Below are 25,684 nucleotides of genomic sequence, written 5' to 3'. Positions count from 1 at the left end.
CGCACAAATCGCGGATGCCGACCGCCACCGAACCGCCCCCCAAGCGCCGCCCCACCGTCCCGCAGGCCCGCGTGCGCAGGATGAAAACGGCGGATATCCGCCCCTTCCTCGAAGCCATCTCGGCCGGCAACCCCGAGCCGCGCACCGAGCTCCACTACGCCGACCCGTTCTCGCTGCTCGTCGCCGTCGTCCTATCCGCGCAGACGACCGACGCCGCGGTGAACAAGGCGACCCCCGGCCTGTTCGCCGCCGCCCCCACCCCGGCGGCGATGGCGGCCCTCGGCGCCGAGGGCATCGGCCCGCATATCCGCTCGATCGGCCTCTGGCAGTCCAAGGCGAGGAACGTCGCCGCCCTCGCCGAGCTCCTCGTCGAGCGGCATGGCGGCGCGGTCCCCGCCGAGCGCGAGGCGCTCGAGGCCCTGCCCGGCGTCGGCCGCAAGACCGCGAATGTCGTGCTCAACGAAATCTTCGGCCAGCCCACCATGGCGGTGGACACCCACATCTTCCGCCTCGCCAACCGCACCGGCCTCGCCCCCGGCAAGACCGTGCGCGAGGTGGAGGACGGCCTGGTCAGGCGCATCCCGCCCGACCTGCTGCGCCGCGCCCATCACTGGCTGATCCTGCACGGGCGCTATGTCTGCAAGGCCCGCCAGCCCGAATGCTGGCGCTGCCCCGGCGCGCAATGGTGCGTCTTCACCCCCAAACCCGCGGCACCCGCGAGGGGCCGCCGGGCATGAGCGCGTCCTCCGGCTTCCGCCTCGCGAAGACCCTCGGCCTCGCCGCCGTCGTCGCCTCGGCCGTCACCCAGGAATACGGCGCCGGAATCAACTTCGTCGTCCCCCAGAGCCTCGGCGTCTATCCCGGCATCGGCGCGCTGGTGCCGCTGGCGATGTTCGCGACCGGCCTCGTCATCTTCCTGAAGGTCTTCCTCTACGCCCGGTTCTCCCGCGCCATGCCGCGCGCCGGCTCGTCCTATGTCTGGACGGTGCGCGCCCTCAACCTGCCGCTCGGCTTCATCCTGCATTTCGTCTGGTGGGCCAGCATCACCGCGGCGATGGGCTTCATCGCCTTCGCCTTCGGCAATTTCCTCGGCAACGCGATGGTCAATGCCGGCTTCGCCGCCGGCCACCTGCTGCTCTCGAAGCCCGGCCATCTCGCCCTCGGCCTCGCCGCACTCTGGATCATCTACGGCATCCATGTCGCCGGCATCCGCGATTACGGCCGCCTCGTCGTCATCCTGCTCGCGCTCGTCGTGGTCACCGCCCTCGCCGTCGGCGTCATCGGCTTCGCCGCCGACCCCGCCGCCCTGCTGCACACCGCCGCGGCGCGCACCGGCATCGCCTTCGCCCGCCCCGCCGCCGCCCCGCCCTTCGACGCGCACGCCTTCCTCGCCGTCTGCACCCTGTTCATCTTCGCCTATGGCGGGCTGTCCGGCGCGCCCGCCCTGTCGGGCGAGACCGAACACGCCGAAACCGTGATGCCGCGCGGCATCGTCATCGCCTGGCTCACCTCGGTCGTGCTGTTCTCGCTGGTCGCCGCAGCACTGCTGCACGCCGTGCCCTGGTGGGCGGCGCTGGACCTCATCCGCCACAAGCACGCCTCCCTCGTCACCGCCCCCGGCATCATCGGCCTCGCCGCCCCGCGCCCGCTCGCCGCGGCGCTCGACCTCGTGATCGCGCTCATCGTCGGCAAGACGCTCGCGCCGCAGATGGTCGTCACCTCGCGCATGCTCTTCGCCTGGGCCGAGGACGGGCTGATCCCCGCCCGCTTCGCCGAAACCTCGCGCCGCCGCGCCCCGGTCGCCGCCCTCACCCTCACCGTCGTGCTCGCCTCGCTCTTCCTCGTGCAGGCGACCTATATCGGCTGGGCCTTCGGCATCGTCGCCCGCTCGGTCACCATCCTGCTGGTCTGGCTCGCCGTCGCCTGCGCCGCGCTCAACCTGCGCTACAACCCGCGCCATGCCAGCCATGGCTGGTCCGAGCCCTTCCGCCGCGGCGTCATGGTCGTGCCCGTCGCCCTGCTCTCCATCGTCGTCACCATCGCGCTGATCCGCTCGGTGCTGGTGCTGCCCCACGCGCCCTTCTACGTCCAGCCGCTGTTCCAGGGCGCGGTGATGGCGCTGATCGGCACGGCGCTCTATCTCCGCGCCCGCCGCGTCGCCCCCGGCCTCGCCGCCGTCACCGCAACGCTCCCCCTCGAATAGCGCCCCCTTCCGCGCCGCGCCGCGACGCCATATACGAACCGCATGGCAGCGGCCCGACCCTTTCTGAAAATGCACGGCGCCGGGAACGATTTCGTCGTTCTCGATGCCCGCGCGCACCCGCTTGACCTCGCCCCCGCCGCCGCCGCCCGCATCGCCGACCGTCACCGCGGCGTCGGCTGCGACCAGATCATCCTGATCGAGCGGGACGACGGCGCCGCCGCCTTCATGCGCATCCTCAACGCCGATGGCTCGGAATCCGGCGCCTGCGGCAACGCCACGCGCTGCGTCGCCGCCCTGCTCGCCGGCGAAACCGGCGCCCGCCGCCTCACCATCCGCACCAATGCCGGCCTGCTGCCCGCCGAAATCAAGGGCCCCACCCTGGTCGAGGTCGACATGGGCGCGCCGAAACTCGGCTGGGAAGACATTCCCCTGGCCGAACCGGCGGACACGCTCTCGCTCCGCCTCGCCCTCGGCCCGGTGCAGAACCCCGCCGCCTGCTCGATGGGCAACCCCCACGCCACCTTCTTCGTCGACGACCTGACCCACCTGCAGATCGAGACGATCGGCCCGAAGCTCGAACACGCCCGCCTCTTCCCCGAGCGCGCCAATATCGGCTTCGCCCGGATCGACGCGCCGGACCGCATCCGCCTGCGCGTCTGGGAACGCGGCGCCGGCCTCACCCTCGCCTGCGGTTCCGGCGCGTGCGCCGCCCTGGTCAACGCCCATCGCCGCGGCCTCGCCGCCCGCCGCGCCGAGATCGAGATGGACGGCGGCACCCTCACCCTCACCTGGCGCGACGACGGCCACGTGCTGATGGAAGGCCCCGTCGCCCTGGTCTTCGAGGGCGAGCTGGACGCGGCCATGCTCGCGCCATGAGCCTCGACATCCTCACCTTCGGCTGCCGCCTCAACGCCTTCGAGAGCGAGGTGATGCGCGGCCATGCCGAGGCCGCCGGGCTCGGCGACGCCGTCATCGTCAACACCTGCGCCGTCACCGCCGAGGCCGAGCGCCAGGCCCGCCAGGCCATCCGCCGCGCCCACCGCGCCGACCCCGCCGCGAAAATCATCGTCACCGGCTGCGCCGCCCAGATCGATCCGGCCGCCTGGTCGAGCATCGAGGGTGTCGCCCGCGTCCTCGGCAACGCCGAGAAGCTCACGCCCGAGGCCTGGCGGTCGGAAGCGCCGGTCCTCGTCGCCGACATCATGCAGCTCCGCCAGACCGCCGCCCACCTGATCGAGGGCTTCGGCACCCGCGCGCGCGCCTTCATCGAGGTGCAGCAGGGCTGCGATCACCGCTGCACCTTCTGCATCATCCCCTATGGCCGCGGCCCCTCGCGCTCGATCCCGCTCGGCGCCGTGGTCGAGCAGGTCCGCACCCTCGTCGCCAATGGCTACAACGAGGTGGTGCTCACCGGCGTCGACCTCACCTCCTACGGCGCCGACCTGCCCGGCGCGCCGAAACTCGGCCAGCTCTGCCGCCGCCTGCTCGCCGCCGTGCCGGACCTGCCGCGCCTGCGCCTCTCCTCGATCGACCCCGCCGAGATCGACGACGATCTCTGGCGCCTGCTCGAATCCGAGCCCCGCCTGATGCCGCATCTGCATCTCTCGGTGCAGGCCGGATCCGACCTCATCCTCAAGCGCATGAAGCGCCGCCATCTCCGCCACCACGTCATCGAGGCCGCCGCCCGCGCCCGCGCGCTCCGCCCCGACATCGCCCTCGGCGCCGACCTCATCGCCGGTTTCCCCACCGAAACCGAGGCGCATTTCGCCGAAACCCTCGCTTTGGTCGACGACGCCGGGCTCGACTATCTCCACGTCTTCCCCTTCTCCGCCCGCAAGGGCACGCCCGCCGCGCGCATCCCCGCTTTGCCGATGGCCGAACGCCGCGCCCGCGCCGCCCGCCTGCGCGAGGCCGGCGCCCGCCGCGCCGAAGCCCGCTTCCGCGCCATGACCGGCACCACCGTCACCGCCCTGGCCGAGACCGAAACCGCCGGCCACACCGAAACCTTCGCGCCGATCCGCTTTTCCGCACCCGTCACCCCGGGCGCGCTCGTCACGGCGAGAATCACCGGCGCGGATGCCACCGGCGTGACCGCAGGAGCAGAATGATGGCGCTCGGCTTTCTCTCGCGCCTCAAATCCGGCCTCACCCGCAGCACCCAGAAGCTCGCCGCCGGCATCACCGACACCTTCACCAAGCGCAAGCTCGACGACGCGGCGCTGGAAGAGCTCGAAGACCTGCTCATCACCGCCGATCTCGGCCCCGCCGCCGCCGCCCGCGTCATCCGCGCCTTCCGCCGCACCCGCTTCGGCCAGGACGTTTCCGCTCCCGAAATCCGCGCGTCGCTGGCCGAGGAGGTGGCGAAAATCCTCGCCCCCGTCGCGCAGCCGCTCGCGATCGACCGGAGCAAAAACCCGTTCGTGATCCTGATGGTCGGCGTCAACGGCACCGGCAAGACCACCACGATCGGCAAGCTCGCCCAGTCCTATGCCGAGGCCGGCGCCAGACCCCTGCTCGTCGCCGGAGACACGTTCCGCGCCGCCGCGGTCGAACAGCTCCAGGTCTGGGGCGAGCGGACCGGCGCGCCGGTGATGACCGGCCCCGCCAACGCCGACCCCGCCGGCCTCGCCTTCGACGCCATCGCCCGCGCCCGCCGCGACGGGCACGACATCGTGCTGATCGACACCGCCGGCCGCCTGCACAACAAGGCCGCGCTGATGGAGGAGCTGCGCAAGATCATCCGTGTCATCCGCAAGCAGGACGAAACCGCCCCCCACGCCGTGCTGCTGACGCTCGACGCCACCACCGGCCAGAACGCCATCGCCCAGGTCGCCACCTTCAAGGAGATGGTCGATCTCACCGGCCTGATCGTCACCAAGCTCGACGGCTCGGCCCGCGCCGGCGTCGTCGTCGCCCTGGCCGAAACCGCCGCCCTGCCGATCCATGCCGTGGGCGTCGGCGAACAGGCGGCCGATCTCCGCCCCTTCGACGCCACCGAATTCGCCCGCGCCCTCACCGGCGCCGACGCCGACCGCCCCGCCTGAATTTTTGCGCCGTCCCGGATCATCCCGAAACCCGACGACCCGCGCATTGCTGAATTTCAGCGGCGATTTGCGGAAACCAAAGGGCGAACTGCCGTAGCGTGACGGCTCACGCCGCCCCGCCTCACCAGTCGCGGCGGTGCCAGCGATGCCAGTGGTGCCAATGGTCATACGGCCGGTATCCGCCGTCATATCCCGCGCCGCGCCCATGCAACGGCGCGTTGTCCGGCCGCGATCCGATGAAGCGCCGATAGGCAGAAATCCAGTCCCGCGCGATCATCCGCCGCGCCTCGTCCAGCCCCAGCCGATGCGCGCAGACCAGCCGCGCCATCCGCGCCTCCAGCCGGTCCTTCGCATAGGACCCCCACTGCCCCCGCCCGAGATGCGGCTCCGGCCAGAGATTGGCCGGGCTGGTCGGCGAGCCGCCGAGCGCGAGCGGGATCAGGTGATCCTCCTCGTATTTCCAGGGTCGCGCATCGGCATAGCCATAGCGCCGGATCTGCGCCTTCTTCAGCGGCTCGGTATAGGACACCGGCGGCCGCACCGTCCGCGTCCAGCCGCGCCGGCAGATCGTGGCACCGATCGTCGCCTCGCGCACCGCGGGGTTGATCGCCCCCGGCGTCAGCGCCGGATCGGGCAGCGGCGAAGCCCCCCGCGCCGCCGCCACCCCACCGGCCAGCATCCAGGCCGCCGCGACCAGACCGATCCATCTCCTGTTCGAAATCATCTCTGGAACATAACGTGAACGGGTAAACATCAGGTTAACGCCGCCAGCCCCGCGCGCAATTTCGTCATCGCCCGCTCCAGCTTTTCCGGGCTCTGGGCGAAGCAGATCCGCAAATGCCCCTCGCCCGCCGCGCCGAACGCGATCCCCGGCGCCACCGCCACCTTGTGCGCGATGGCGAGGTGCCGCGCCAGTTCCAGGCTGTCCGCCACCCCCTCGATCCGCGCGAAGGCATAGAGCCCGGCCGGCGCCGCGCTGTAGCGCACGCGGTTGAGCCCGGCGAGCCCGGCGCCGACGATCGCCCGCCCCTCGGCGCAGAACGCCCGGAACCCGGCGACATAGTCCTCGCACTCCAGCGCCGCCCGCGCCGCCTCCTGCGCGAAGGGCGCCACGCCGGAATGCGTCGCCTCGATCAGCTCGCCCACCGCGTCCCGCTCGCCCTCCGGCAGCACCAGCCAGCCGACGCGGAATCCCGTCATCGCCCAGGTCTTCGACACCGAATTGGCGACGATCACCCGATCCTCCGGCCCCGCATGGTCCAGCGCCGAGGGCGCCGCCGCCCGCCCGTCGAAACTCAGCCGCGAATACACCTCGTCCGACAGCAGCCACACGCCCCGCCGCCGGCAGATCTCCAGGATGGCGACGATCTCCGCGTCGCTCGCCATCCACCCGGTCGGGTTGTTCGGCGAATTGAGGCAGAACACCCGCGCGCCGTCGAGGGCCGCGTCCAGCCGGTCGAGATCGAGGCGGAATCCGCCCGCCCCGTCCTCGTCCAGCGGCAGCCGCACCACCTCGGCCCGCCGCGCCAGCGCCGCCCCGGCGAGGTTCGGCCATTCCGGCTCGTGGATCACCACCTTGTCGCCCTGCCGCAAGATCGCGGTGAAGGCGACGCCGATCGCCGCCATGCCCGAGGCGGTCACCGCGATCCGCGTCTCCGCCACCGGTTTCGCGTGCACCCGGCTCAGATAATCCGCCAGCGCGAGGCGGAGCGACAGCCGCCCCCGGCTGTCCACGTAATGCGTGTCCCCGGCCTCGACGGCGCGGATCAGCGCCGCCCGCGCCGCGTCCGGCGGCGCCCGGTCGGACTCGCCGAACGCCAGGTTGTCCACCGCCGGGTCGGCAAAGGCCAGCCGCCCGATATCGCCGATCTTCGATCGCGGAATCCGAATGATATCCATTGACCACCCTGAAAGGCGGCGTCAGCCCGCGCGCACCACGCCGCGTTCGGTCGCCACCGCATGAAGGCGCGCATCCTGCGGTCCCACCGGCACCTCGTCCACCTCCTGCGATGCATAGGCGCACCCCAGCCGGAACGCATCGGGCAGGCCGGCCAGCGTGCGGTCGTAATACCCCGCGCCATAGCCAAGCCGGTTGCCCCGCCGGTCGAAGGCCAGCAGCGGCACCAGCACGAAATCGGGCACGATCTCCTCGCCCTCGGGGTGCGAGGTGCCGAACCGCCCCGGCACCAGCGCCGCGCCGCGCCGCCAGCGCCGGAAGGTGAGCGGCAGGCCGCGCCTCGGCGTCACCGGCAGGCCGATCGCATGCCCCCGCGCCTCCAGCTCGGCCAGCAGCGGCCGGATGTCGATTTCCGCCCCGATCGGCCAGAACCCCGAAACCACCGCGCCGGCGGGCGGCGGGCACTGCTCCAGCACCACGGCGGCCAGGCGCGCGCCCAGTGCCGGGTCGAGCCCGTCGCGCCGGTCGAGGGCGGCCTGCCGCGCCGCCGCCTTGCGGGCGATGAGATCGAGCTCGGTCATGCTGTCGGGGAGAGGAGCAAAAGTGCGAAGCCGCCCTGGCCGTTGGCGTTGACATCCTCCCAGAGCCTGCGTGAGCAGGTGGGCGCCGGAAATACCGGAACCACGGTTCCGACAGAGCCAGCTCCCTGGGAGATACTTACTGGCCCCGGGGATGTGCTTGCCTGACGCACCGGGCAGCCTCGCCCCCGCAACTTAGGACTCCGCGAGGTCCGCCGCAATCTCCTCCGCGCGCGCGGCGACGCGCCGCAGCCTTGCGACATGCTCGGGGGAAACGCCGGTGGGCTTCGCCGCCCGCAACGCCTCGTGGGTGGCCCGCAGGTCGTGCAGCTCGTCGGCCAGCAGAAGTGCCGCCAGCACCAGCAGCCGCGCCTCGCCGGTCTGCTCGCCGATCGCCTTGATGCTGCTCACCCGGCGGTCGATCTCGGCGGCCATCGCCTGCAAGTGCCGCTCCTGCCCGTCCTCGCAGCTCACCGAATAGGAGAAGCCGTTGATGCGGATGTTCACGTTCGCCATGTCAGCCCTGCTCCACCCGGTCGGCCTCGTCGAGCGCCGCCCGCAGTTGCTCGATCATCCGGTCGAGCGCCGCGGCGACCTCGGCCCGCCCGTCGCTTCCGCCCGGCGGGGCCGGCCGCGCCGCATGGGCGGCGATGCGCGCCAGCGCCGCTTCGAGCCGCTCGATCGCCTGAATTTCGGTTTCCTGCTCCGCCATGCGATGCTTATCGCGGATTTTGCGTTACAATGAAAGCCGCTTAACCCGCAGCCGCGCTGGAAACCCGAGCCGACCGATGATCACCGCCTTCAACCATGCCCTGGCTCCCTGGATCGCCGCCTATGGCAGCCTGGCGGTGGCCGCGCTGATCATGCTGGAAAGCCTCGGCCTGCCGCTGCCCGGCGAAACCGCCCTGGTCTCCGCGGCGATCTATGCCGGCACCACCCACCGGATCGACATTTCGGTCCTCATCCTCGCCGCCGCGGCGGGTGCCATCGTCGGCGGCGCCGCCGGCTACTGGATCGGCCGCAACGCCGGCTACCCGGTGCTGCTCCGCCATGGCCGCCATATCGGCCTGACCGAGCGCCGGCTGCGCGCCGGCCACTGGCTGTTCGAGAACCATGGCGGCAAGATCGTCGTCTTCGGCCGTTTCTTCGCGGTGATGCGCGCCCTCGCCGCGCTGCTCGCCGGCGTCACGGTGATGGAGTGGCGCCGCTTCATCGCCTTCCAGACCCTCGCCTGCCTCATCTGGGCCGGCATCTATGGCGGCGTCGCCTACATCTTCGGCAAGCAGATCAACCGCTTCGCCGGCCCGCTCGGCGCCGCCGCGGCGGTCGTCATCGTCGCCGTCGGCGTGGCGATGGTGGTCCTCGCCCGCCGCCACGGCGAGCGGCTCGAACGCGCCGCCGCCGCCCGCGCCACCCTCCCCGACCAGCTTCCGCACAAGAGATGACCGCAACATTGCTGATCGCCGGGCTCGGCTATACCGGCCGCGCCGTCGCCACCGCCGCCCGCGATGCGGGCTTCGCCGTCCTCGCCACCGCGCGCGACCCGGCGGGCAGATCCGCGCCCGGGGGTGTGGCGCTCATCCCCTTCGCCGAGGCCGCCGCAGCGCTGCCGGACGCGACCCATCTGCTGGTCACCGCCGCCCCCGGCGAGGCCGGCGATCCGCTCCTCGCCCTCTGCGCCGATGCCATCGCCGCCGCCCCGGCGCTGCGCTGGATCGGCTATTTCTCCACCACCGGCGTCTATGGCGACCGCCAGGGCGGCAGCGTCGACGAAACCACGCCGCCCGCCCCCGGCTCGCCGCGCACCCTCCGCCGCGTCGAGGCGGAGCAGAACTGGGCGGCGATGGCGAACGACCACCGCGCCGTCGACGTCATCCGCCTCGCCGGCATCTACGGCCCCGGCCGCTCCGCCTTCGACGACCTGCGCGCCGGCACCGCCCGCCGGATCGACCGGCCGGGGCAAAAATTCAGCCGCATCCATGTGGACGACATCGCCGGCGGCACGCTCGCGTCCATCGCCACGGCCACCGGCGGCGTGCGCATCCTCAACTTCGCCGATGACGAACCCGCCCCGAGCGCCGATGTCATCGCCCATGCCGCATCCCTGCTCGGCATCGCCCCGCCGCCGCTGATCCCCTTCGACGAGGCGCGGCGCGGGATGTCGCCGATGGCGCTGTCCTTCTGGTCGGAAAACCGCATCGTGCGGAGCGAGGGCACCAGGGCAGCGCTGCGCCGCCCCTGGCGTTTTCCCTCCTACCGCGAGGGGCTCGAAGCCATCCTCGCGGCGGAAACCGGGGCCTGACGGCCTCCAAAGCCGCTCCGGCCCTCACCGGGCCGGAGCCGGAGCAAAACTACTTCGCGGCGCGGGCGAGGCTCTGGCTGATCGCCGCCTCGGCGGATTCGCGGCCTTCCCAGCCGGTCACCTTCACCCACTTGCCCTTCTCCAGGTCCTTGTAATGGGTGAAGAAATGCTCGATCGCGTCGCGCGTGATCGCCGGCAGCTGGTCGACCTCGGTCACGCCGGAGAATTGCGGGTGGATCTTGTCGTGCGGCACGCAGACGATCTTCTCGTCCTGCCCCGCCTCGTCTTCCATCCGCAGCACGCCGATCGGCCGCGCCCGGATCACCGCCCCCGGCACCACCGCCGCCGGCACCAGCACCAGCGCGTCGGCCGGGTCGCCATCGTCGGCGAGGGTGTTGGGAATGAACCCGTAGGCCGCCGGATAGGCCATCGGGGTGAACAGGAAGCGGTCCACCATCACCGCCCCGCTCTCCTTGTCGACCTCGTATTTCACCGCCGAGCCCTGCGGAATCTCGATCACCACATGAATGTCGGACGGCGGCGCCTTGCCGGCCGGGATCTTGGAAACGTCCATGGCGGAACCTCCTGAATGATGTCGCGCGCCTTCTAGCGGCATGGGCGGATATTGCCAATCGCCGCGCCCCGGCCCCATACAGGCGGCGTGCGCCGGTAGCTCAACGGTTAGAGCGGACCGCTCATAACGGTTTGGTTGCGGGTTCGAGTCCTGCCCGGCGCACCAGCGGCCTCGATCCTCCCCTGGTCCGCCCACCCCGCAACGACCCTGCCCGCTCATTCGCCCGCGGGCGCGGCGGGATTCCCGCAAGGGTAGAATGAAACCTTAAGAATATAAGCTTTTTGAATAGTTGATCTTTGATCCAACGAGATTATCGTTCGCTTTCAAAATAATTACCTGAAGGCAAAAAAGCAGCTGGTTTCATAATTCTGGGAGGGGCGCATGCTGCATCGCGCCGTCTTCGTGGCGGGCGCGGCGCTGGCCGCCATGCCGGGACTGCTGGGCGGCACGGGGCAGGCCTGCCATCCGCCGCCCATGATCGTCGCCCGCCCCAACCGCCGCGAGATCGCGTTCCTGAAGGGAACGCAGCCGCTTCTGGACCTCGAATGGTGGGCGGTCGAGGCGCTGCGCTGCCGGTTCCGCACCGCGCGATGGCAGGCCGCCATCGAGGAACGCATCGCCCATGAATCCGCGGACGCGGCAAAACTCCTGTGGCCGGGCGACGGGAAGCGCCAGGAACAGGCGCTGTCGATCTTCACCGCCGCGCAGGCCGAGGCCCGCCGCGAGGCCGAATTCGCCTCGCGGCTTCAATGCGCCGCCCTCCTGTCCACCGGCAAGCTCGGGGAGCTCGATCACATCGCCAAGGCGGGCGGATGGTGAACCGCGCCCCGGCCGAAAAACGGCCCCGGATGAGGGCTCCGGGGCCGGTGCGCAAGGAGGTCCAAATGCATGCCTCGCATCATGGCCGATCTTCGTCGCTCGCGCGTAACGCCCACGTTTCATAATGTCTCGGCCGGGCCTCCGGCTCGCCGCCCGCCTGGCCGCGTCTTTCGATCTTGTGAACACGCTCACCGCAACGTGGGCGCTCCCGGCGCCCGCCCCCGGTTGACCCTCTCCCGGCCCGCACGCACAAGGCGCTCGGCACGACACACGTGCTTATGCTCCCACTTTCCGTTGGCAGCCGGTTCTCCTCCAAAGCCCGGCTGCCACTTTTTTCCCGGCGGCCGCAAGTCATCGCGCATGACGTCCGTTCGCGATATTGCTTTTGATTAATAGTTTCATCCTATGGAGCAATTGATTTCTTCAGTATATTACGTTATCATAAAGTGTATAAATAATTAAGCTTAGTCAAAAAAGACGCCTCTCTTCGTATTATCTGGATGGGCACATGAGCGTTCGAGCGCTTCTCGTGGCGGGGGCATTCGCGCTTTCCTTACCGGGGCCGATGATCAAGCCAGCCTCCCGCCTGCCGCCGATTCCCGTCGTTTCGCATCGCCGCGAGACGACGTTCCTCACCGAGACCACCCCGCTCCTCGACATGGAGTGGTGGGCGGTCGTCGCTGTCCGCTGCCATCTCCGCTCCGTCCGCTGGCAATCCCTGGTTGAAGAGCAGATCGCCTATGACGCCGCCGATGCGGCCCGCACCCTCTGGCCCGAGGACAGCGGCCGGCAGGGCACCGAACTCTCCATGTTCACCGACACCCAGATCGTGACGCGCCTCAAGGCCGCCTCCGCGCCCGACACGCAATGCGCCGCCCTGATCACCACCAGCCGGCTGGACGAGCTCGACCGGATGGCCAAGGCCGCCGGGTGGTGATCCGCCCCGTCCGGGTCAGGGCCCGGCCTCGTCGTCGCGATCGGAGAGGCGCGCCTGCAGCCGCCGCCTGAAAATGAGCCAGTCGAGACACCAGACCGACAGGCCGGTGAACCCGAGCAGCAAGAATCCCAGCATCCAGGGGTGAAACAGGAGCGAATTCAGCCGGATGAAGATGTTTCCCATATCCATGTGCCGCTCGGATCAAGCGATCGCTTTCTTGCCATTGGGATACCGCCGAATCCCCCGCCCCGCCAAGGGGTCGCCTTCGTCCCGCCGCACCCGTTGTTGAACCGGCCGCCCGCCGGACCGATATCCGCTGGGCTCACGTGCAACCAGCTCGCGGAGGAGAGAACGATGACAGCACACCGGATACGCGGCGCCGCCGCGGCGATCGTGTTTGTCGCAACGCTTGGCGCCTGGCAGGCCGCCCAGGCGCAGCCGGTCAGCCAGCTCGAACAGGCGGCGCGGAACGGCAATGTCGCCGCCGCGACCTATCTCGGCTCGCTCTACGAAAACGGCCAGGGCGTCCCGCGGGACGATGCGATGGCCGCCCACTGGTTCGCCTTCGCGGCACGGCGCGGCGATCCCGTCGCCCAGAACAACCTCGCCATGATGTACCAGACCGGCCAGGGCGTCCCGCAGGACACGCGGCGCGCGATCGAGCTCTATCGCCAGGCCGCCGCGCAGGGCAACGAAACCGCGCGGCAGAACCTCGCCGCGCTGGAAGCCTATCTGCGGTCGCAGCCCCGCCCGCCGCAGAACCCCTGAACCCGCCTTTCGCATCCCTCGCACGCCCCCTCGCGGCGCCTTGCCGCGTCCGGGGGCGAAGCGCCCCGAATACCGCAACGACGCGACCGCCCGTGGCATAGCGCGCCCGGATCGCCGCAATGTTGCGGACTCTTGTCACGACGTTTCACGCCGCAAGCCGCCTTCGACCGAAGGCGATCACCCCTTTGAGCAGATGTCGAAATCCCGACGGCGGGATTACAAATTCGATACCGGCCATGCGTTCTCCCGGGGTGCCCGCGAAACCGATATGGCCATACGCGTATGGCGTCCGACTCCCACGGCGTCTCACCCTGGGCAGTCCCCAAACGAAAGGCAGCAACGGCAATGGCGTCCCCGCGGTCGCGTCCTGGCAACTGGTTCGAGTGCGTGTGCGCCAAGAGCGTCGCGCTTTACGATCACCCGTTGCGCGCCGCGGCGGTGATCGTCATCGCCGCGCTGGCCGTCTCGGCGCCCTTCCTCCTCTGAAGCATCATCCGGCCGGATGGCCGATCCGATCCGGCAAGGATGCTCCCGTCATCGATGGAATCGAGCCCGCCGCCGCGCCCGGGCGGTCGGTGCCGGCAGGTGAGGGCGGTGCTGCCCATCCGGGCACCGGCTCCAAAGCAAGCGACCCCGGATCTCTCCGGGGCCGACGCGCGAGATGCCCCGCACCTTGTCCAGAGGTGCGAGACGACCTCCTGTTACGTGAGACGAACTGACCTGTCGATATTCGTTTTTACGTGATTTTGATCCCCTATACGGAAGGATATTCCAGCCCTTCCGGGGCGCCTCCCGGCTTGTATGCGCAACCTCCCGGCCCCGCTCACGCCGCCGCACCCCGCCCCGCCCGGTTCACCGCGAAATACAGCGCGCCGGACACCGCCAGCCCGACCAGCCAGCTGATATCGGCGCCGCCCAGCGCGCGGGCGATCGGCCCCTCGTAGAGCTCGGCGTTCATGAACGGGATCTCGACGAGAATGCCGACGGCATAGATCGCCATGGTCGACCAGTTGATCCGCCGGTAGATGCCGGCGGGGTCATAGATCGCGCCGATATCGTAGCTTCCCTGCCGCACCAGGTAGAAATCCGTCAGGTTGATCGCCGTCCACGGCACGAAAACGTAGAGCAGCAGCAGCAGGAAATTGGTCATCCCGTCGACGAAGCTGCCGCTCGCGAGAACCGCGAGCGCCGTGCCGATCACCGCGATCGCGGCGCCGACGCCGATCCGCAGCGCGCTGCCCCGGGCCAGCACCGCCCGCGCCAGCGTCGTGTCGCCGCCGGCGGTCAGGATCGTGCCGGTGGACATCGCGGCGCCGTACAGGTTCAGCACATTGGCGCCGACGATCCCGAGCATGATGACCACGAGCATCAGCCAGCGCAGCCCCGGCCCGAGCAGCCCGGCGAAGAACAGCGTGGTGTCGGCGTTCGCCGCCTTGTTCGCCACCAGCCCGGCCAGCAGCCCGAGGCTCATCATCCAGATCGAGGCCAGCACCGAGCCGAGATAGGTATGCGCCGAACTGCGCAGGAACGAGGTATCGGCCGGCAGGTAGCGCGAATAGTCGGCGACATAGGGCGCGTAGGTGATCTGCCAGGTCGCGAAGATCGAGATCCCCAGCACCACCATCGCCGGCGAGGCCGCCTTCGCCGGCGCCGCCGGCATCGCGTGGTAACGCGAGAGCAGCGCGATGGTAACGGCGCCGAACACGAGCAGGAACACCAGCGCCACATAGCGCTCGTAGCGGTGGATCTGGTCGTAGCCGAACGCCAGCAGCACGAAGGCCAGCGCGTCGACGATCACCACCCCCGCCGCCTTCGACACGCCGAACAGCGCCGCCGCCGCCTCGCCGCCGAGGATCGCGCTGAGAGTGAAGAACCCGACATAGAGCACGATCACCAGCGCCACCGGCAGGTTCGCCCCGGCCACGCCGAACTGCGCGCGCGACTGGATCATCTGCGGAATGCCGAGCTTCGGCCCCTGCGCGGCGTGATAGGCCATGAACAGCCCGCCGACGACATTGCCGAGCACGATCGCCAGCAGCCCCGAGCCGAGGCCGAGCCCCAGCGCGGTCGCCACCAGCCCGGTCGCCACCGTGGTCATCTGCATGTTCGCCGAGAACCACAGCGTGAACAGCGCGGCCGGCCGGCCATGCCGCTCTGATTCGGGTATCGGGTCGATGGCGCGGCGCTCGATGGCGCCCGGAACGGTCTCGCTGGTCACGTCTTGCTCCCCCTTGCGATGTTCTTGTGGTCGCCGCCAGCAAACAATTGTCTATACAATTTGTCCAGCCCTGTTTCGCGCCATGGGACCGCTCGCACGCCGCCGCGCGGCACTTTTCCACTGGCGCGGCGCGCCGAATCCGCGCCATATGGGCCCGCCCACCGGTTGCCCGGCGGCCCGCCCGCCCTGGAGACGCGATGACCCGACCCGCCGGCGCGCGCCGCGCCACCATGCCCGCCGCCGGAGCCGCGCCGTGAGCGGACCGCCAGAGGACGAGCCGACCCTCGCGCCCGCGGAGATCATGGCCGCCACCGCCTCGATGCGCCGCCTCTTCTCCGCCCGCGCCGGCATCGCGGCGATGCTCCGCGCCGAGGCCGCTCTCGCCCGCGCGGGCGCCGCCGCCGGCCTCATCACCGCCGAAGCCGCCACCGCCATCGAGGCCGCCTGCGCCGGAGAAAAGCCCGATCCCGCCGCCCTCGCCGAAGCCGGCGCGCGGGCCGGCACCATCGTCATCCCCCTCGTCGCCTGGCTGCGCGCCGCGGTGCCGGCGCACGCCGCCGCCATCCATCGCGGCGGCACCACGCAGGACATCGTCGACACTGGCCTCATCCTCCAGCTCCGCGACGGGTTTCTCCTCCTCGAGGCCGATCTCGACGCGGCGGCGGCGGCGGCCGCCCGCCTCGCCCGCGCCCATGCCGCCACCCCGATGATCGCCCGCACCCTGCTGCAACCGGCGCTGCCGGCCACGTTCGGCCTCAAGGCCGCGCAATGGCTCGCCGCCCTCGACGATGCCCGCGCCGCCCTGCGCGATGCCGCGCGCCAGGCCCTCCGCCCGCAGCTCGGCGGCGCCGCCGGCACGCTGGATGGTTTCGGCACCCGGGCGGATGCGGCGGCCACCGCCTTCGCCGCCGCCCTCGGCCTCGATCCCGCGCCCCTGCCCTGGCACACCAGCCGCGCCCCGCTCGCCCGCCTCGCCGCCACCCTCGCCGCCGCCCTCGGCACCGCCGGCAAGATCGCGACCGACACCGCCCTGATGATGCAGGCCGAATGCGCCGAGGCCGCCGAACCCGCCGCCCCCGGCCGCGGCGGCTCCTCGGCGATGGCGCACAAGCGCAACCCCACCCTCGCCGTCGCCATCCGCGCCGCCGCGCTGCGCGCCCCGCCGCTCGCCGCCACCCTGCTCGCCGCCCTGCCGCAGGAGCACGAGCGCGCCGCCGGCGCCTGGCAGGCCGAGCAATCGGTCTGGCCCGAGCTCATGCGCCTCGCCTCCGGCACGCTCGCCGCCCTCGCCGAGCTGCTCGCCGGCCTCACGGTCGACGAGGCCGCCATGGCCCGCAACCTCGCCCACGCCCCGGCCGCATCCCCCTCGCCCGCGATCCCGGCGCTGATCGAGGCGGCCCTCGCCGCCCACGCCCGCCAGGACCGCCGCCCTTGAGCGACGCGCCGAACGCCTGGCGCCGCGTCCCCCGCGCCCTGTTCGCCCGCCTCGGCCCCGGCCTCATCACCGGCGCCGCCGACGACGACCCGAGCGGCATCGCCACCTATTCCCAGGTCGGCGCCCAGTTCGGCTACACCCTCGGCTGGACGGTGGTGCTCGCCCTGCCCTTCATGGTTGCGGTGCAGGAGATCAGCGCGCGCATCGGCCGCATCACCGGCCGCGGCCTCGGCGCCGCGATGGAAGCCCACCTGCCCCGCCCGCTCGCCCTTGGCCTGATCCTGCTGCTCGCCATCGCCAATGTCTTCAATCTCGGCGCCGATCTCGGCGCGATGGCGCAGACCGCGCACATGCTCGCCGGCGGTCCCGAGCGGCTCTACACCGTGGCGATCGCGGTGTTCTGCGTCGTCGCCGAAATCCGCATCCCGTACCGCCGCTACGTCGCCGTGCTGAAATTCCTCACCACGGCGCTGCTCGCCTATGTCGCCCTGCTCTTCGTCCTGCGCCTGCCCGCGCGCGAGATCCTCGCCGGCGCGCTGATCCCCCGCCTCACGCTCGACCGCCCGGCCCTGCTCGCGCTCATCGCGGTCTTCGGCACCACGATCAGCCCCTATCTCTTCTTCTGGCAGGCGGCCGAGGAAGCCGAGGATGCCGGGCGCATCCCCACCGTCGGCCCGGCGGTGGCCGGCGAGCTCGCCCGCATCCGCTTCGACACCTGGACCGGCATGACCTATTCGAACGCCGTCTCGCTCTCGATCATCATCGGCACGGCGGCGACGCTGCACGTCCACGGCATTACCGACATCACCTCGGCGGCGGACGCGGCGAGCGCCCTCGCCCCCATCGCCGGCCGTTTCGCGCAGCTCGTCTTCGCCCTCGGCATCTTCGGCACCGGCCTGCTCGCCGTCCCCGTCCTCGCCGGCAGCACCGCCTACGCGATCGGCGAGGCGCTGCACTGGACGGTCGGCCTCTCCCGCCGCGCGCTCGAGGCCCGGGCCTTCTACGGCGTGCTCGCGGTGGCGACGCTCGCCGGCGTCGGCATCGTCTTCTCCCCGCTCACCCCGATCCGCGCGCTGTTCTGGGCGGCGGTGATCAACGGCGTCGCCGCCGCGCCGATCATCGCCGCGATGGTCGCCCTCGCCAGCCGCCCCGCGGTGATGGACGGCCACGTCCTGCCCCGCGCGCTGCGGGTCATGGGCTGGCTCACCGCCGCGCTGATGGGCGCCTGCACCCTGGCGATGCTGCTGGTCTGAGCCGGATCAGGAATTCCGCCGCTCGATCTCCACGCCGACGGACTGCATGTCCGGAAACACGTCGAGCTTCTCCACCCGCACGCGCACATGCGCGACCCGCGAGTCCTCGAGGCACAGCTCCGCCAGCCGCTCGGCCAGCGTCTCGACGAGCTGGACATGCCCGGCCGCGACCGCCGCCCGCGCGCCGAGCACGATCCGCTCGTAATCCACCACCCGGGCGAGATCGTCCCGCCCCACGCCGGGGCGCGACATCAGCGCCCCCTGCGGGCCGGCCTCCTCGCGCACCGCGAGATCGAGATTGATCCGCACCCGCTGCGTGCGGCCGAATTCATGGGCATGGACGCCGATATGGGCGTCCAGCACCATGTCCCGCACGAACATCCGCCGCAGCGCCGGCGCTGCGGTGGCGGGCGGAGCGGGAAAATGGCTTTCGTTCATCCCCCGCCCATGCGCCGCCCCGCCGGCGAACGCAAGAGACGATCCCGCGTCGCCGGCGACCGCGAACGGCTCAGCCGGCGTGCACGCGTCCGCGCAGCTCGCCGGGCTTGTGCATCACGGTATGGATCATGACATACCAGTGCCCGCCCATCAGCTCCTTCGCCTGCATCGGCGTCAGCACCGCCGAGCCCCTGATCGGCCCGGCCGCCATCGGATGCGGCGGCGCCTTCGTCAGCCACACCTGCACCGGCCCGTTCTGCCCGGGCTTGCTGATCGGCCCGTGGAAATGCGCCATGATCACCTTGCTGCTGAGGTGGCTGTAGGTCACGTCCCACGTCACCCGGCGGGTCACCGTGTTGAACGTGCCGTGCATCATGCCGCTGCCGTGGGACATCGTCCCCGCCACCGGGTGCAGCGTCGCGGAAAGCCGCACGGTCTTCGCCTGCGCGATCCCGATCCCGCCGGCCAGCCCGGCGGCGAGCATCATCGCGGTCACGCCTCGCCTGTTCACCTTCACATCCGTCTCCTTGATGTCGTCGCGGCGCGATGCAGCCCCTCGCGCCAGGGGGATGTCCCGGCCGGGCCGGCGTCGCGCCGGGTCCCGGCCGTCAGTCCGCTCTGCCGCCCCCGAAGCCGCGGGCGGGTCTCAGGGCCGCGGCGTTACGATTTCGGGCTCCACAGCTCGCACCAGCCCTTCGGCGAGATGGCGCCGGCCACCGCCTTGCAGCGCCCGTCCTTGCCGGAGCTGGAGGCCGGAATATACAGCGCGCAGCCGTCGCACTGGTGCCCGTCCTTCGGCTTGTCCTGATACTTCACCGCGGACTTGGCCATGCCGGCCGCCTCCGCCGTCTGGGTCGCCGCGATCCCGGCCACCGCGATCCCGGCGGAAATCCCCGCCGCCGTCTTCAGCAGCGCGCGCCGGCCGTTCGGTCTGGTCAATTCGGACATTGTTTCTTCTCCTGCCTGGCATGTCCCGTGGACAACACGGAACGAGAATGGGAACGAAGCCCGGATTGGCAAGCGCCCTCCGGGCCCGTCCACTCTAGATTGCCAAACATGGCATGAATCCGGCACGCACGAGATCGTGATCCCGCGCCGCCGCCGCCCGTCAGGGCAGCAGCACGGTGCTGCCGGTGGTCCGCCGCGCCTCCAGCGCCTCGTGCGCCGCCGCCGCCTCGGCGAGCGGGAAGGTCTGGTTGACGCGGATCTTCACCGCCCCGGCCTCGACCACCCCGAACAGGTCGTTCGCCACCGCGACGAGGTCGGAGCGCTTCGCCGTATAGGTCGCCAGCGTCGGCCGGGTCAGGAACAGGCTGCCCTTGGCCGCGAGAATGCCGACATCGACCGGCGGCACCGGCCCCGAGGCATTGCCGTAGCTCACCATCAGGCCGAGCGGCGCGAGCGAATCAAGGCTCGGCCCGAACGTGTCCTTGCCCACCGAATCATAGACCACCGGCACCATCGCGCCATCGGTCAGCCGCTTCACCTCGGCGGCGAGATGCTCGTGCCCGACGATGACGTGATGCGCCCCGTGCGCGCGGGCGATATCCGCCTTCGCCTCGGTCGAGACGACGCCGATCACCGTGGCGCCGAGATGCCGCGCCCACTGGCAGAGAATGAGGCCGACGCCCCCGGCCGCGGCATGCACGAGAATGGTCTCCCCCGCCTGCACCCGGTAGGTCCGCCGCAGCAGGTATTGCGCGGTCATGCCCTGGAGCATCATCGCCGCCCCGGTCTGGAAGTCGATCCCGGCCGGCAGCTTCACCAGCCGGTCGGCGGCGATCACCCGCTCGGTGGCATAGGCGCCGACCGGCCCGCCGGCATAGGCGACGCGGTCGCCCGCCGCCACCTCGGTCACCCCCTCGCCCACCGCGACGACGACGCCCGCCCCCTCCATGCCGATGGTCGCCGGCAGATGCGGCACCTTGTAGAGGCCGGTGCGGAAATACACGTCGATGTAGTTCAGCCCCACCGCCTCGTGACGCACCAGCGCCTCGCCGCGGCCGGGCTCGGGCGTGGGCACGTCCTCCCAGCGCAACACTTCGGGCCCGCCATGGGCATGAATACGGATGGCCTTTGTCGTCATCTCTGTTTCTCCCGGAATGTCAGGCGCGGCGGCGCGCGCCGTCACTGAAAGCGGCGCCTTCGAGGGCGAGCAGCCGGCGCTTCATCGCCAGTCCCCAGCCTTCCTCGCTGCTGCCGCAATACCCGCCCAGCCCGTCCGCCGCGCGCACGCGGTGGCAGGGGATCAGGATCGGTATCGGATTGGCGCGGTTGGCGCCGCCGACCGCGCGGGCGCTGCCGCCGACATCGCGCGCCACCTCGCCATAGGTCCGCGTCTCGCCGCGCGGGATCGTGCGCAGATACGCCCACACGCGGCGCTGATACTCGGTGCCCGCCGGCGCCAGCGCCAGATCCTCGGCCAGCGGGCCGCCGTCGAAATAGCGCGCGAGCGCATCCGCCGCGCGGCGCAGCAGCGGCGTCGCCTCGTCCGCCGCCCCGCCGTCGCCGCCGAAGTCGATCGACACGATCGCCCCCGCCCGCTCATGCAGGACGAAACCGCCGAAAACCGGATGCTGCATTGATAATGAGGGCACTGGACTTTCCTCGGTTCAGGCTAGAGCCTCGCTTCCGGAAGTCAAGCCGACGTGATCGCCCGCCGTCCGCGATCAGGTCAGGCGGACGTCGCCATCCGCGATCAGGTCAGGCGGACGTCGCCGTCCGCCGGCGCCGCTCGTGCCAGGCGTCCATCAGCTTGAGCACCGCCGCCGCCGTCTCCTCGATCGAGCGGCGGGTGACGTTCACGGTCGGCCAGCCGCGCGCGCTACAGGTCCGCCGCGCCCAGAGCAGCTCCGCCTTCACCGCCTCCTCGTCGACATAGTCGCCGCTGTCCGGCCGGAACGCCCCCGCCGCCCCGCCGCCCTGGCCGAGCAGGGTGAGCCGGTGCCGGCGGATCTCGATCAGCGGCTCGGCGTCGATGAACAGGCCGACCACCGGGCAGGGCGGATCGTCCAGCACGCCCGGCAGCTCGATCCCCGGCACCATCGGCACGTTCGCCGCCTTGATGCCGCGATTGGCGAGGTAGAACGAGGTCGGCGTCTTCGACGAGCGCGAGACGCCGACCAGGATCACATCCGCCTCCGCCAGCCCGCGCAGCGCCTGGCCGTCATCGTGCGAGAGCACGAAATGCATCGCGTCGATCCGGCGGAAATAATCGGCATCCAGCACGTATTGCCGCCCCGGGGTCGGCCGCGTCGGCGTCCCCAGCTCCTCGGCCAGCAGGTCGAACACCGGGTCGAGCACGTGCAGGATGCGCAGGCCGAGCCGCTGGCAGGCCTCGTCCAGCTCGTGGCGCAGCGCCTGGTCGAGCAGGCTGCACAGCACCGGGCCGCGCTCCGCCTCGATCCCCTCCAGCACCCGGTGCAGCTGCAGCCGCGAGCGGATCAGGCTCCAGCGGTGCAGATGGATGTCCGAACCCTCGAACTGCACCGAGGCCGCCCGCGCCACCGCGTTCAGCGTGTCGCCGGTGGCGTCGGAAACCAGGTGGAGATTGAGCCGCTTGCCGTCCATGCATGGTCTCATAGCGTGGATAACTCGGGCCGGGAAACCGCCCGCGGTGGAAAGCGTGGATGAATTTCACACCGCGGCGAGCGGTGGATGAATTTCCCGGGCATCCCCCGCATATGTGGAAAAACCGGGGGTTTGATGCAGAATCAGCAGATTGCAGGCCGAGTTTTGCTGTGGAAAACTCTGTGCAGAAAAAACCGGATTGCGGGGTTCCCCAGAGTTCACAGCTAACACTACTCCCCCCGTCCTTTCCTATAAGACGAATTGAAGCTAGGCAGGTCGCATGACGGGACAACGCGCTGAAAAACCGGTTCTCAGGGTGCTCGGGGGAGAGGCGGTCTGGCCGCCGCCGGTCTGGCTGATGCGCCAGGCGGGCCGCTACCTGCCCGAGTATCGCAAGCTCAGGGAAAAGGCGGGCAACTTCATCGCCCTGTGCACCACCCCCCCGCTCGCGACGGAGGTGACGCTGCAACCCGTCCGCCGCTTCGGCATGGACGCGGCGATCCTGTTCAGCGACATCCTGATCCTGCCCTGGGCGCTGGGCCAGAAACTCCGCTTCGCCGAGGGCGAGGGCCCCCGCCTCGAACGGATCGACGGTCTCGCCGGCCTCGAGGCGCTCGATCCCGCCGCCCTGCGCCAGGGCACCGAGCCGGTGATGGAAACCGTCTCCCGCGTCCGCGCCGAACTGCCGCCGGAGACGACGCTGATCGGCTTCGCCGGCAGCCCCTTCACCGTCGCCTGCTACATGATCGACGGCCGCGGCGGCGATTTCCCGCTGACCCGCGAGGTCGCCTACGCCGATCCCGCCCTGCTCGCCGCGGTGATCGAAACCGTCACCACCGCGACGATCGACTACCTCTCCTGGCAGATCGAAGCCGGGGCCGACTGCGTGATGCTGTTCGATTCCTGGGCCGGGCTGCTGCCGCCCGATCTCTTCCGCGCCCATGTCATCCACCCCACGGCGCGCATCGTCGAACAGCTGCGCGTCCGCCATCCGGGCGTGAAGGTCATCGGCTTCCCGCGCCTCGGCGGGCTGATGACGCTGCCCTACATCGCCGATACCGGCGTCGACGCCGTCGGGATGGACACTTCGGTCGATCCCGTCGCCCTCGCCCGGCTCGCCCCGCGCCGCGTCGCCTTCCAGGGCAATCTCGACCCGCTGCTGCTGCGCGCCGGCGGCATCTCGCTCGGCCAGGCGGTGGAGCGGATCGCCCGCGGGCTCGAAGGCCATCCGCATATCTTCAATCTCGGCCACGGCATCGTGCCGGACACCCCGCCCGAGCACGTCGCCGCGGTGATCGAACGCCTCCGCTCGCTGGAACCCGGCGAGCTTGAGGAATCCGCCCTCGCCGCCACCTGAGCGCCATGAACGATTCCGAACCCGTCCTGCCCGTCCGCACCGCCATCGTCCTGTTCAACCTCGGCGGTCCGGACGGTCCGGACTCGATCAAGCCCTTCCGCGTCAACCTCTTCTCGGACCCGGCGATCATCCGCGCCCCGGTCTTCGTCCGCTTCTGGCTGGCCCGGCTGATCGCCCGCTCCGCCCAGAAAAAGGCCGAGGAGGGCTATGCGCTGATGGGCGGCAAATCCCCCCTGCTCGACCTCACCCGCCAGCAGGCGGACGCGCTGGAATCCGCCCTGCCCGGCGCGAAATGCTTCATCGCGATGCGCTACTGGCACCCTTTCGCGCGCGACGTCGCCCGCGAGGTGAAGGCGTGGAACCCCGAGCGCATCCTTCTGCTCCCGCTCTACCCGCAATTCTCCACCACCACGACCGGCAGCTCGCTCGCGGACTGGCACGATTCCGCCGCCCGCGCCGGCCTTGTCGCGCCGACCACCACGCTCTGCTGCTGGTATGACGATCCCGCCTTCGCCGCCGCCACCGCCGAGCCGGTCATCCGCACCTACGAAACGGCCCGCGCCGAACTCGGAGCCGGCGCGAAAATCCGCCTGCTCTTCTCCGCCCACGGCCTGCCGGAATCCATCGTCAAGGCCGGCGATCCCTACCAGGAGGAGGTCGAGGCCTGCACCGAGGCGGTGATGGCGGCGATCGAGCGCCGCCTCGGCCACCGGCCGGACCATCAGGTCTGCTACCAGTCCCGCGCCACGCCGCAGAAATGGCTCGAACCCTCGACCGAGCAGGCGATCGAACAGGCCGCGCGCGACAATACCGCCGTCGTCGTCATCCCCATCGCCTTCGTCTCCGAGCATATCGAGACGCTGGTCGAGCTCGACGTCGAATACCGCGAGGTGGCCGACCACCTGAAACTGCCCGGCTATTACCGGGCCCCGGCGCAGAACGACGACCCCGCCTTCATCGCCGCCCTGGCCGGCATCGCCCGCCGCGCCGTCGCCCACGGCCCGGGCCTCTGCTCGCATCGCGGCGGGCGGGCCTGCGATGCCCGCAACCGGGATTGCCCCTGGGCGCGCTATCGGGCAGTCGTGGCGGCATGAAACGCACTTTCGGCCTCGTCATCTTCGACTGCGACGGCGTCCTGATCGACAGCGAGCGCGTCTCCGCCGCGGTCATCGCCGAATCGATGACCGAGCTCGGCCTGCCGGTCACGCCGGAAGCGGCGATGGCCCGCTTCGTCGGCGTCTCGCTGCGCGCCATGCGCCCGATGATCGAGGCCGATCTCGGCCGTCCCCTGCCGCCTGACTGGAACGCGATGCTGGTCGCCCGCATCGTCGCCGCGATGGAGCGTCACGCCGAACCCATTCCCGGCGCGCGCGAGATCCTCGAGCATTTCGATGCCGTCGGCCAGCCCTGGCGCATCGCCTCCAACTCGGCCGATGTGGAGATGGACGCGAAATTCGGCCGCACCGGCTGGCTCGACCTCGTCGCCGGCCGCACCTTTTCCGCCCCGCGCCTGTTCCCCGAGGGCGGCCGCCCGAAACCCGCGCCGGACGTCTTCCTCGCCGCCGCGCGCTCGCTGCCCGCCGCCCCCGAAACCTGCCTCGTGATCGAGGACAGCGTCACCGGCATCGCCGGCGCCATCGCCGCCGGCATGACCTGCTACGGTTTTGCTCCGCACGGCAACGGCGAGCCTCTTCTCGCCGCCGGCGCCGAACGGGTCATAAGCGGCCACCACGAACTGCGCGACCTCGTCGCCCTCGCCGCCGCGATCGGAGCAAAAGCATGACCATCGCCGCCCTCGCGCCGTTCTACCGCTGGGAACTCGCCTTCCACGTGATGTCGGTCATCGCCTGGATGGCGGCGCTGTTCTACCTGCCGCGCCTCTATGTCTATCACTGCCAGCTCGCCCCCGGCTCGGCCGAGTCCGCCCGCTTCAAGGTGATGGAACGCCGCCTGCTCAAGCAGATCGCCACCCCGGCGATGATCTCGTCCTGGACCTTCGGCATCCTGCTCATCCTCACCCCCGGCGCCATCTCCTGGTCGGCCGGCTGGTGGTGGACGAAATTCATCTCCGTCATCCTGATGAGCGGCTTCCACGGCGCGCTCTCCAAATGGCGGAAGAACTTCCTCAACGACGCCAACACGAAGCCCGAGCGCTTCTACCGCATCGCCAACGAGGTCCCGACCATCCTGATGATCGTGATCGTCATCATGGTCTTCGTGAAGCCCTGAGCCGGCGCAGGTTCCACATCACCGCCACATTCCGGTCATCGAAACACCGGTTTTCGCGCGTCA

General features: G+C 70.7%; 31 protein-coding genes, 1 tRNA gene and 1 other RNA gene. 18 read left to right on the top strand and 15 right to left on the bottom strand.

What is annotated here, in order from left to right; translation table 11 throughout:
* Window positions 1-80: 80 nt before the first annotated feature.
* The 5 genes from nth to ftsY are packed head-to-tail and all read left to right on the top strand — an operon-like array spanning window position 81 to window position 5,246.
* On the top strand, window positions 81-737 hold the full coding sequence (gene nth / locus ACRY_RS14995) for an endonuclease III (protein WP_007423313.1): 657 nt from the start codon (window positions 81-83) through the stop codon (window positions 735-737).
* The gene (locus ACRY_RS14990) at window positions 734-2,203 is read left to right on the top strand and encodes an APC family permease (RefSeq protein ID WP_012040100.1); all 1,470 of its coding nucleotides are present in this window, start codon (window positions 734-736) and stop codon (window positions 2,201-2,203) included. The genes nth and ACRY_RS14990 overlap by 4 nt, the downstream gene beginning before the upstream one ends.
* Before the next feature lie 42 nt (window positions 2,204-2,245).
* On the top strand, window positions 2,246-3,079 hold the full coding sequence (dapF, locus tag ACRY_RS14985; RefSeq protein ID WP_012040099.1) for a diaminopimelate epimerase: 834 nt from the start codon (window positions 2,246-2,248) through the stop codon (window positions 3,077-3,079).
* The gene (mtaB, locus tag ACRY_RS14980; protein ID WP_007423537.1) at window positions 3,076-4,311 is read left to right on the top strand and encodes a tRNA (N(6)-L-threonylcarbamoyladenosine(37)-C(2))-methylthiotransferase MtaB; all 1,236 of its coding nucleotides are present in this window, start codon (window positions 3,076-3,078) and stop codon (window positions 4,309-4,311) included. The genes dapF and mtaB overlap by 4 nt, the downstream gene beginning before the upstream one ends.
* On the top strand, window positions 4,311-5,246 hold the full coding sequence (gene ftsY, locus ACRY_RS14975) for a signal recognition particle-docking protein FtsY (RefSeq protein ID WP_035187383.1): 936 nt from the start codon (window positions 4,311-4,313) through the stop codon (window positions 5,244-5,246). The genes mtaB and ftsY overlap by 1 nt, the downstream gene beginning before the upstream one ends.
* 121 nt (window positions 5,247-5,367) lie before the next feature.
* On the opposite strand, the gene ACRY_RS14970 is transcribed toward ftsY, so the two are convergent.
* The 6 genes from ACRY_RS14970 to ACRY_RS14950 all read right to left on the bottom strand — a co-directional run bounded on the left by ACRY_RS14970 (window position 5,368) and on the right by ACRY_RS14950 (window position 8,433).
* The gene (locus tag ACRY_RS14970; protein ID WP_152982827.1) at window positions 5,368-5,970 is read right to left on the bottom strand and encodes a hypothetical protein; all 603 of its coding nucleotides are present in this window, start codon (window positions 5,968-5,970) and stop codon (window positions 5,368-5,370) included.
* A 29-nt stretch (window positions 5,971-5,999) separates the two neighbouring features.
* Window positions 6,000-7,145 carry an aminotransferase class I/II-fold pyridoxal phosphate-dependent enzyme gene (locus ACRY_RS14965; RefSeq protein ID WP_012040097.1) on the bottom strand — a complete coding sequence of 382 codons (1,146 nt, stop codon included), beginning with the start codon at window positions 7,143-7,145 and terminating at the stop codon, window positions 6,000-6,002.
* A 21-nt stretch (window positions 7,146-7,166) separates the two neighbouring features.
* Window positions 7,167-7,724 carry a 5-formyltetrahydrofolate cyclo-ligase gene (locus tag ACRY_RS14960; protein ID WP_007423532.1) on the bottom strand — a complete coding sequence of 186 codons (558 nt, stop codon included), beginning with the start codon at window positions 7,722-7,724 and terminating at the stop codon, window positions 7,167-7,169.
* A 23-nt stretch (window positions 7,725-7,747) separates the two neighbouring features.
* A non-coding RNA gene (gene ssrS / locus ACRY_RS19235) (6S RNA) lies at window positions 7,748-7,907 on the bottom strand.
* Between the two features lie 9 nt (window positions 7,908-7,916).
* Entirely contained in the window at window positions 7,917-8,237 is a 321-nt protein-coding gene (locus ACRY_RS14955) for a cell division protein ZapA (RefSeq protein WP_007423531.1), read from the bottom strand.
* A gap of 1 nt (window position 8,238) precedes the next feature.
* The gene (locus tag ACRY_RS14950; protein WP_013640850.1) at window positions 8,239-8,433 is read right to left on the bottom strand and encodes a hypothetical protein; all 195 of its coding nucleotides are present in this window, start codon (window positions 8,431-8,433) and stop codon (window positions 8,239-8,241) included.
* 76 nt (window positions 8,434-8,509) lie between these two features.
* Here ACRY_RS14950 and ACRY_RS14945 point away from each other — a divergent pair, with 76 nt between their 5' ends.
* A complete protein-coding gene (locus ACRY_RS14945; protein WP_012040095.1) occupies window positions 8,510-9,166 on the top strand; it encodes a DedA family protein in 657 nt (218 codons plus the stop codon).
* Window positions 9,163-10,023 (top strand): nucleoside-diphosphate sugar epimerase, encoded by an 861-nt coding sequence (locus ACRY_RS14940; RefSeq protein WP_012040094.1) that lies wholly within the window; start codon window positions 9,163-9,165, stop codon window positions 10,021-10,023. The genes ACRY_RS14945 and ACRY_RS14940 overlap by 4 nt, the downstream gene beginning before the upstream one ends.
* A gap of 49 nt (window positions 10,024-10,072) precedes the next feature.
* Here ACRY_RS14940 and ppa read toward each other — a convergent pair whose 3' ends face one another.
* Window positions 10,073-10,597, bottom strand: a complete 525-nt coding sequence (ppa, locus tag ACRY_RS14935; RefSeq protein WP_007422764.1) for an inorganic diphosphatase — start codon at window positions 10,595-10,597, stop codon at window positions 10,073-10,075.
* Between the two features lie 89 nt (window positions 10,598-10,686).
* On the opposite strand from ppa, the gene ACRY_RS14930 reads away from it, so the two are divergent.
* The 3 genes from ACRY_RS14930 (at window position 10,687) to ACRY_RS14920 (ending at window position 12,353) form a co-directional block, all read left to right on the top strand.
* Window positions 10,687-10,762 (top strand) — tRNA-Ile (locus ACRY_RS14930).
* A 216-nt stretch (window positions 10,763-10,978) separates the two neighbouring features.
* Complete coding sequence (locus ACRY_RS14925) at window positions 10,979-11,416, top strand: hypothetical protein (protein ID WP_012040093.1); 438 nt, start codon at window positions 10,979-10,981, stop codon at window positions 11,414-11,416.
* A 508-nt stretch (window positions 11,417-11,924) separates the two neighbouring features.
* Window positions 11,925-12,353 (top strand): hypothetical protein, encoded by a 429-nt coding sequence (locus ACRY_RS14920; protein WP_012040092.1) that lies wholly within the window; start codon window positions 11,925-11,927, stop codon window positions 12,351-12,353.
* Between the two features lie 15 nt (window positions 12,354-12,368).
* On the opposite strand, the gene ACRY_RS19805 is transcribed toward ACRY_RS14920, so the two are convergent.
* Complete coding sequence (locus ACRY_RS19805) at window positions 12,369-12,542, bottom strand: hypothetical protein (protein ID WP_013640846.1); 174 nt, start codon at window positions 12,540-12,542, stop codon at window positions 12,369-12,371.
* Between the two features lie 165 nt (window positions 12,543-12,707).
* On the opposite strand from ACRY_RS19805, the gene ACRY_RS14915 reads away from it, so the two are divergent.
* Window positions 12,708-13,121, top strand: a complete 414-nt coding sequence (locus tag ACRY_RS14915; RefSeq protein WP_007422769.1) for a tetratricopeptide repeat protein — start codon at window positions 12,708-12,710, stop codon at window positions 13,119-13,121.
* Window positions 13,122-13,466: 345 nt separating this feature from the next.
* Window positions 13,467-13,607, top strand: coding sequence for a hypothetical protein (locus ACRY_RS19960; RefSeq protein WP_013640845.1), 141 nt, complete (start codon window positions 13,467-13,469; stop codon window positions 13,605-13,607).
* Window positions 13,608-13,944: 337 nt separating this feature from the next.
* Here ACRY_RS19960 and ACRY_RS14905 read toward each other — a convergent pair whose 3' ends face one another.
* The gene (locus ACRY_RS14905) at window positions 13,945-15,339 is read right to left on the bottom strand and encodes a purine-cytosine permease family protein (protein ID WP_007422770.1); all 1,395 of its coding nucleotides are present in this window, start codon (window positions 15,337-15,339) and stop codon (window positions 13,945-13,947) included.
* A 253-nt stretch (window positions 15,340-15,592) separates the two neighbouring features.
* Here ACRY_RS14905 and ACRY_RS14900 point away from each other — a divergent pair, with 253 nt between their 5' ends.
* Window positions 15,593-16,774: a lyase family protein gene (locus ACRY_RS14900; RefSeq protein ID WP_231295281.1), complete on the top strand. Its 1,182-nt coding sequence runs from the start codon at window positions 15,593-15,595 to the stop codon at window positions 16,772-16,774.
* A complete protein-coding gene (locus tag ACRY_RS14895) occupies window positions 16,771-18,027 on the top strand; it encodes an NRAMP family divalent metal transporter (RefSeq protein ID WP_012040090.1) in 1,257 nt (418 codons plus the stop codon). Before ACRY_RS14900 ends, ACRY_RS14895 begins: the two co-directional genes overlap by 4 nt.
* 6 nt (window positions 18,028-18,033) lie before the next feature.
* On the opposite strand, the gene ACRY_RS14890 is transcribed toward ACRY_RS14895, so the two are convergent.
* The 6 genes from ACRY_RS14890 to ACRY_RS14865 all read right to left on the bottom strand — a co-directional run bounded on the left by ACRY_RS14890 (window position 18,034) and on the right by ACRY_RS14865 (window position 22,035).
* Window positions 18,034-18,465: a dihydroneopterin aldolase gene (locus tag ACRY_RS14890; RefSeq protein ID WP_007423524.1), complete on the bottom strand. Its 432-nt coding sequence runs from the start codon at window positions 18,463-18,465 to the stop codon at window positions 18,034-18,036.
* A 70-nt stretch (window positions 18,466-18,535) separates the two neighbouring features.
* Complete coding sequence (locus ACRY_RS14885) at window positions 18,536-18,982, bottom strand: CHRD domain-containing protein (protein WP_012040089.1); 447 nt, start codon at window positions 18,980-18,982, stop codon at window positions 18,536-18,538.
* A gap of 143 nt (window positions 18,983-19,125) precedes the next feature.
* Complete coding sequence (locus ACRY_RS14880) at window positions 19,126-19,413, bottom strand: high-potential iron-sulfur protein (RefSeq protein ID WP_007423526.1); 288 nt, start codon at window positions 19,411-19,413, stop codon at window positions 19,126-19,128.
* A 160-nt stretch (window positions 19,414-19,573) separates the two neighbouring features.
* Window positions 19,574-20,551, bottom strand: coding sequence for a quinone oxidoreductase family protein (locus ACRY_RS14875; RefSeq protein WP_007423527.1), 978 nt, complete (start codon window positions 20,549-20,551; stop codon window positions 19,574-19,576).
* 19 nt (window positions 20,552-20,570) lie between these two features.
* Window positions 20,571-21,062, bottom strand: a complete 492-nt coding sequence (locus tag ACRY_RS14870) for a methylated-DNA--[protein]-cysteine S-methyltransferase (RefSeq protein WP_012040088.1) — start codon at window positions 21,060-21,062, stop codon at window positions 20,571-20,573.
* Between the two features lie 106 nt (window positions 21,063-21,168).
* Window positions 21,169-22,035, bottom strand: a complete 867-nt coding sequence (locus ACRY_RS14865; protein WP_007422355.1) for a pyruvate, water dikinase regulatory protein — start codon at window positions 22,033-22,035, stop codon at window positions 21,169-21,171.
* A gap of 280 nt (window positions 22,036-22,315) precedes the next feature.
* On the opposite strand from ACRY_RS14865, the gene hemE reads away from it, so the two are divergent.
* From hemE to hemJ, 4 genes are read left to right on the top strand one after another with little or no spacing between them, the layout of a single operon-like run.
* Window positions 22,316-23,392, top strand: a complete 1,077-nt coding sequence (gene hemE, locus ACRY_RS14860; protein WP_012040086.1) for a uroporphyrinogen decarboxylase — start codon at window positions 22,316-22,318, stop codon at window positions 23,390-23,392.
* 5 nt (window positions 23,393-23,397) lie between these two features.
* Complete coding sequence (gene hemH, locus ACRY_RS14855; protein ID WP_007422353.1) at window positions 23,398-24,486, top strand: ferrochelatase; 1,089 nt, start codon at window positions 23,398-23,400, stop codon at window positions 24,484-24,486.
* The gene (locus ACRY_RS14850) at window positions 24,483-25,175 is read left to right on the top strand and encodes an HAD family hydrolase (RefSeq protein ID WP_007422352.1); all 693 of its coding nucleotides are present in this window, start codon (window positions 24,483-24,485) and stop codon (window positions 25,173-25,175) included. The genes hemH and ACRY_RS14850 overlap by 4 nt, the downstream gene beginning before the upstream one ends.
* The gene (gene hemJ / locus ACRY_RS14845; protein ID WP_007422351.1) at window positions 25,172-25,621 is read left to right on the top strand and encodes a protoporphyrinogen oxidase HemJ; all 450 of its coding nucleotides are present in this window, start codon (window positions 25,172-25,174) and stop codon (window positions 25,619-25,621) included. Before ACRY_RS14850 ends, hemJ begins: the two co-directional genes overlap by 4 nt.
* Window positions 25,622-25,684: the final 63 nt, after the last annotated feature.

The organism is Acidiphilium cryptum JF-5, assembly GCF_000016725.1.
GTDB lineage: Bacteria > Pseudomonadota > Alphaproteobacteria > Acetobacterales > Acetobacteraceae > Acidiphilium > Acidiphilium multivorum.
Note: the sequence above shows the minus strand (reverse complement) of the source record. Positions and strands in the feature narration are given on the sequence as shown.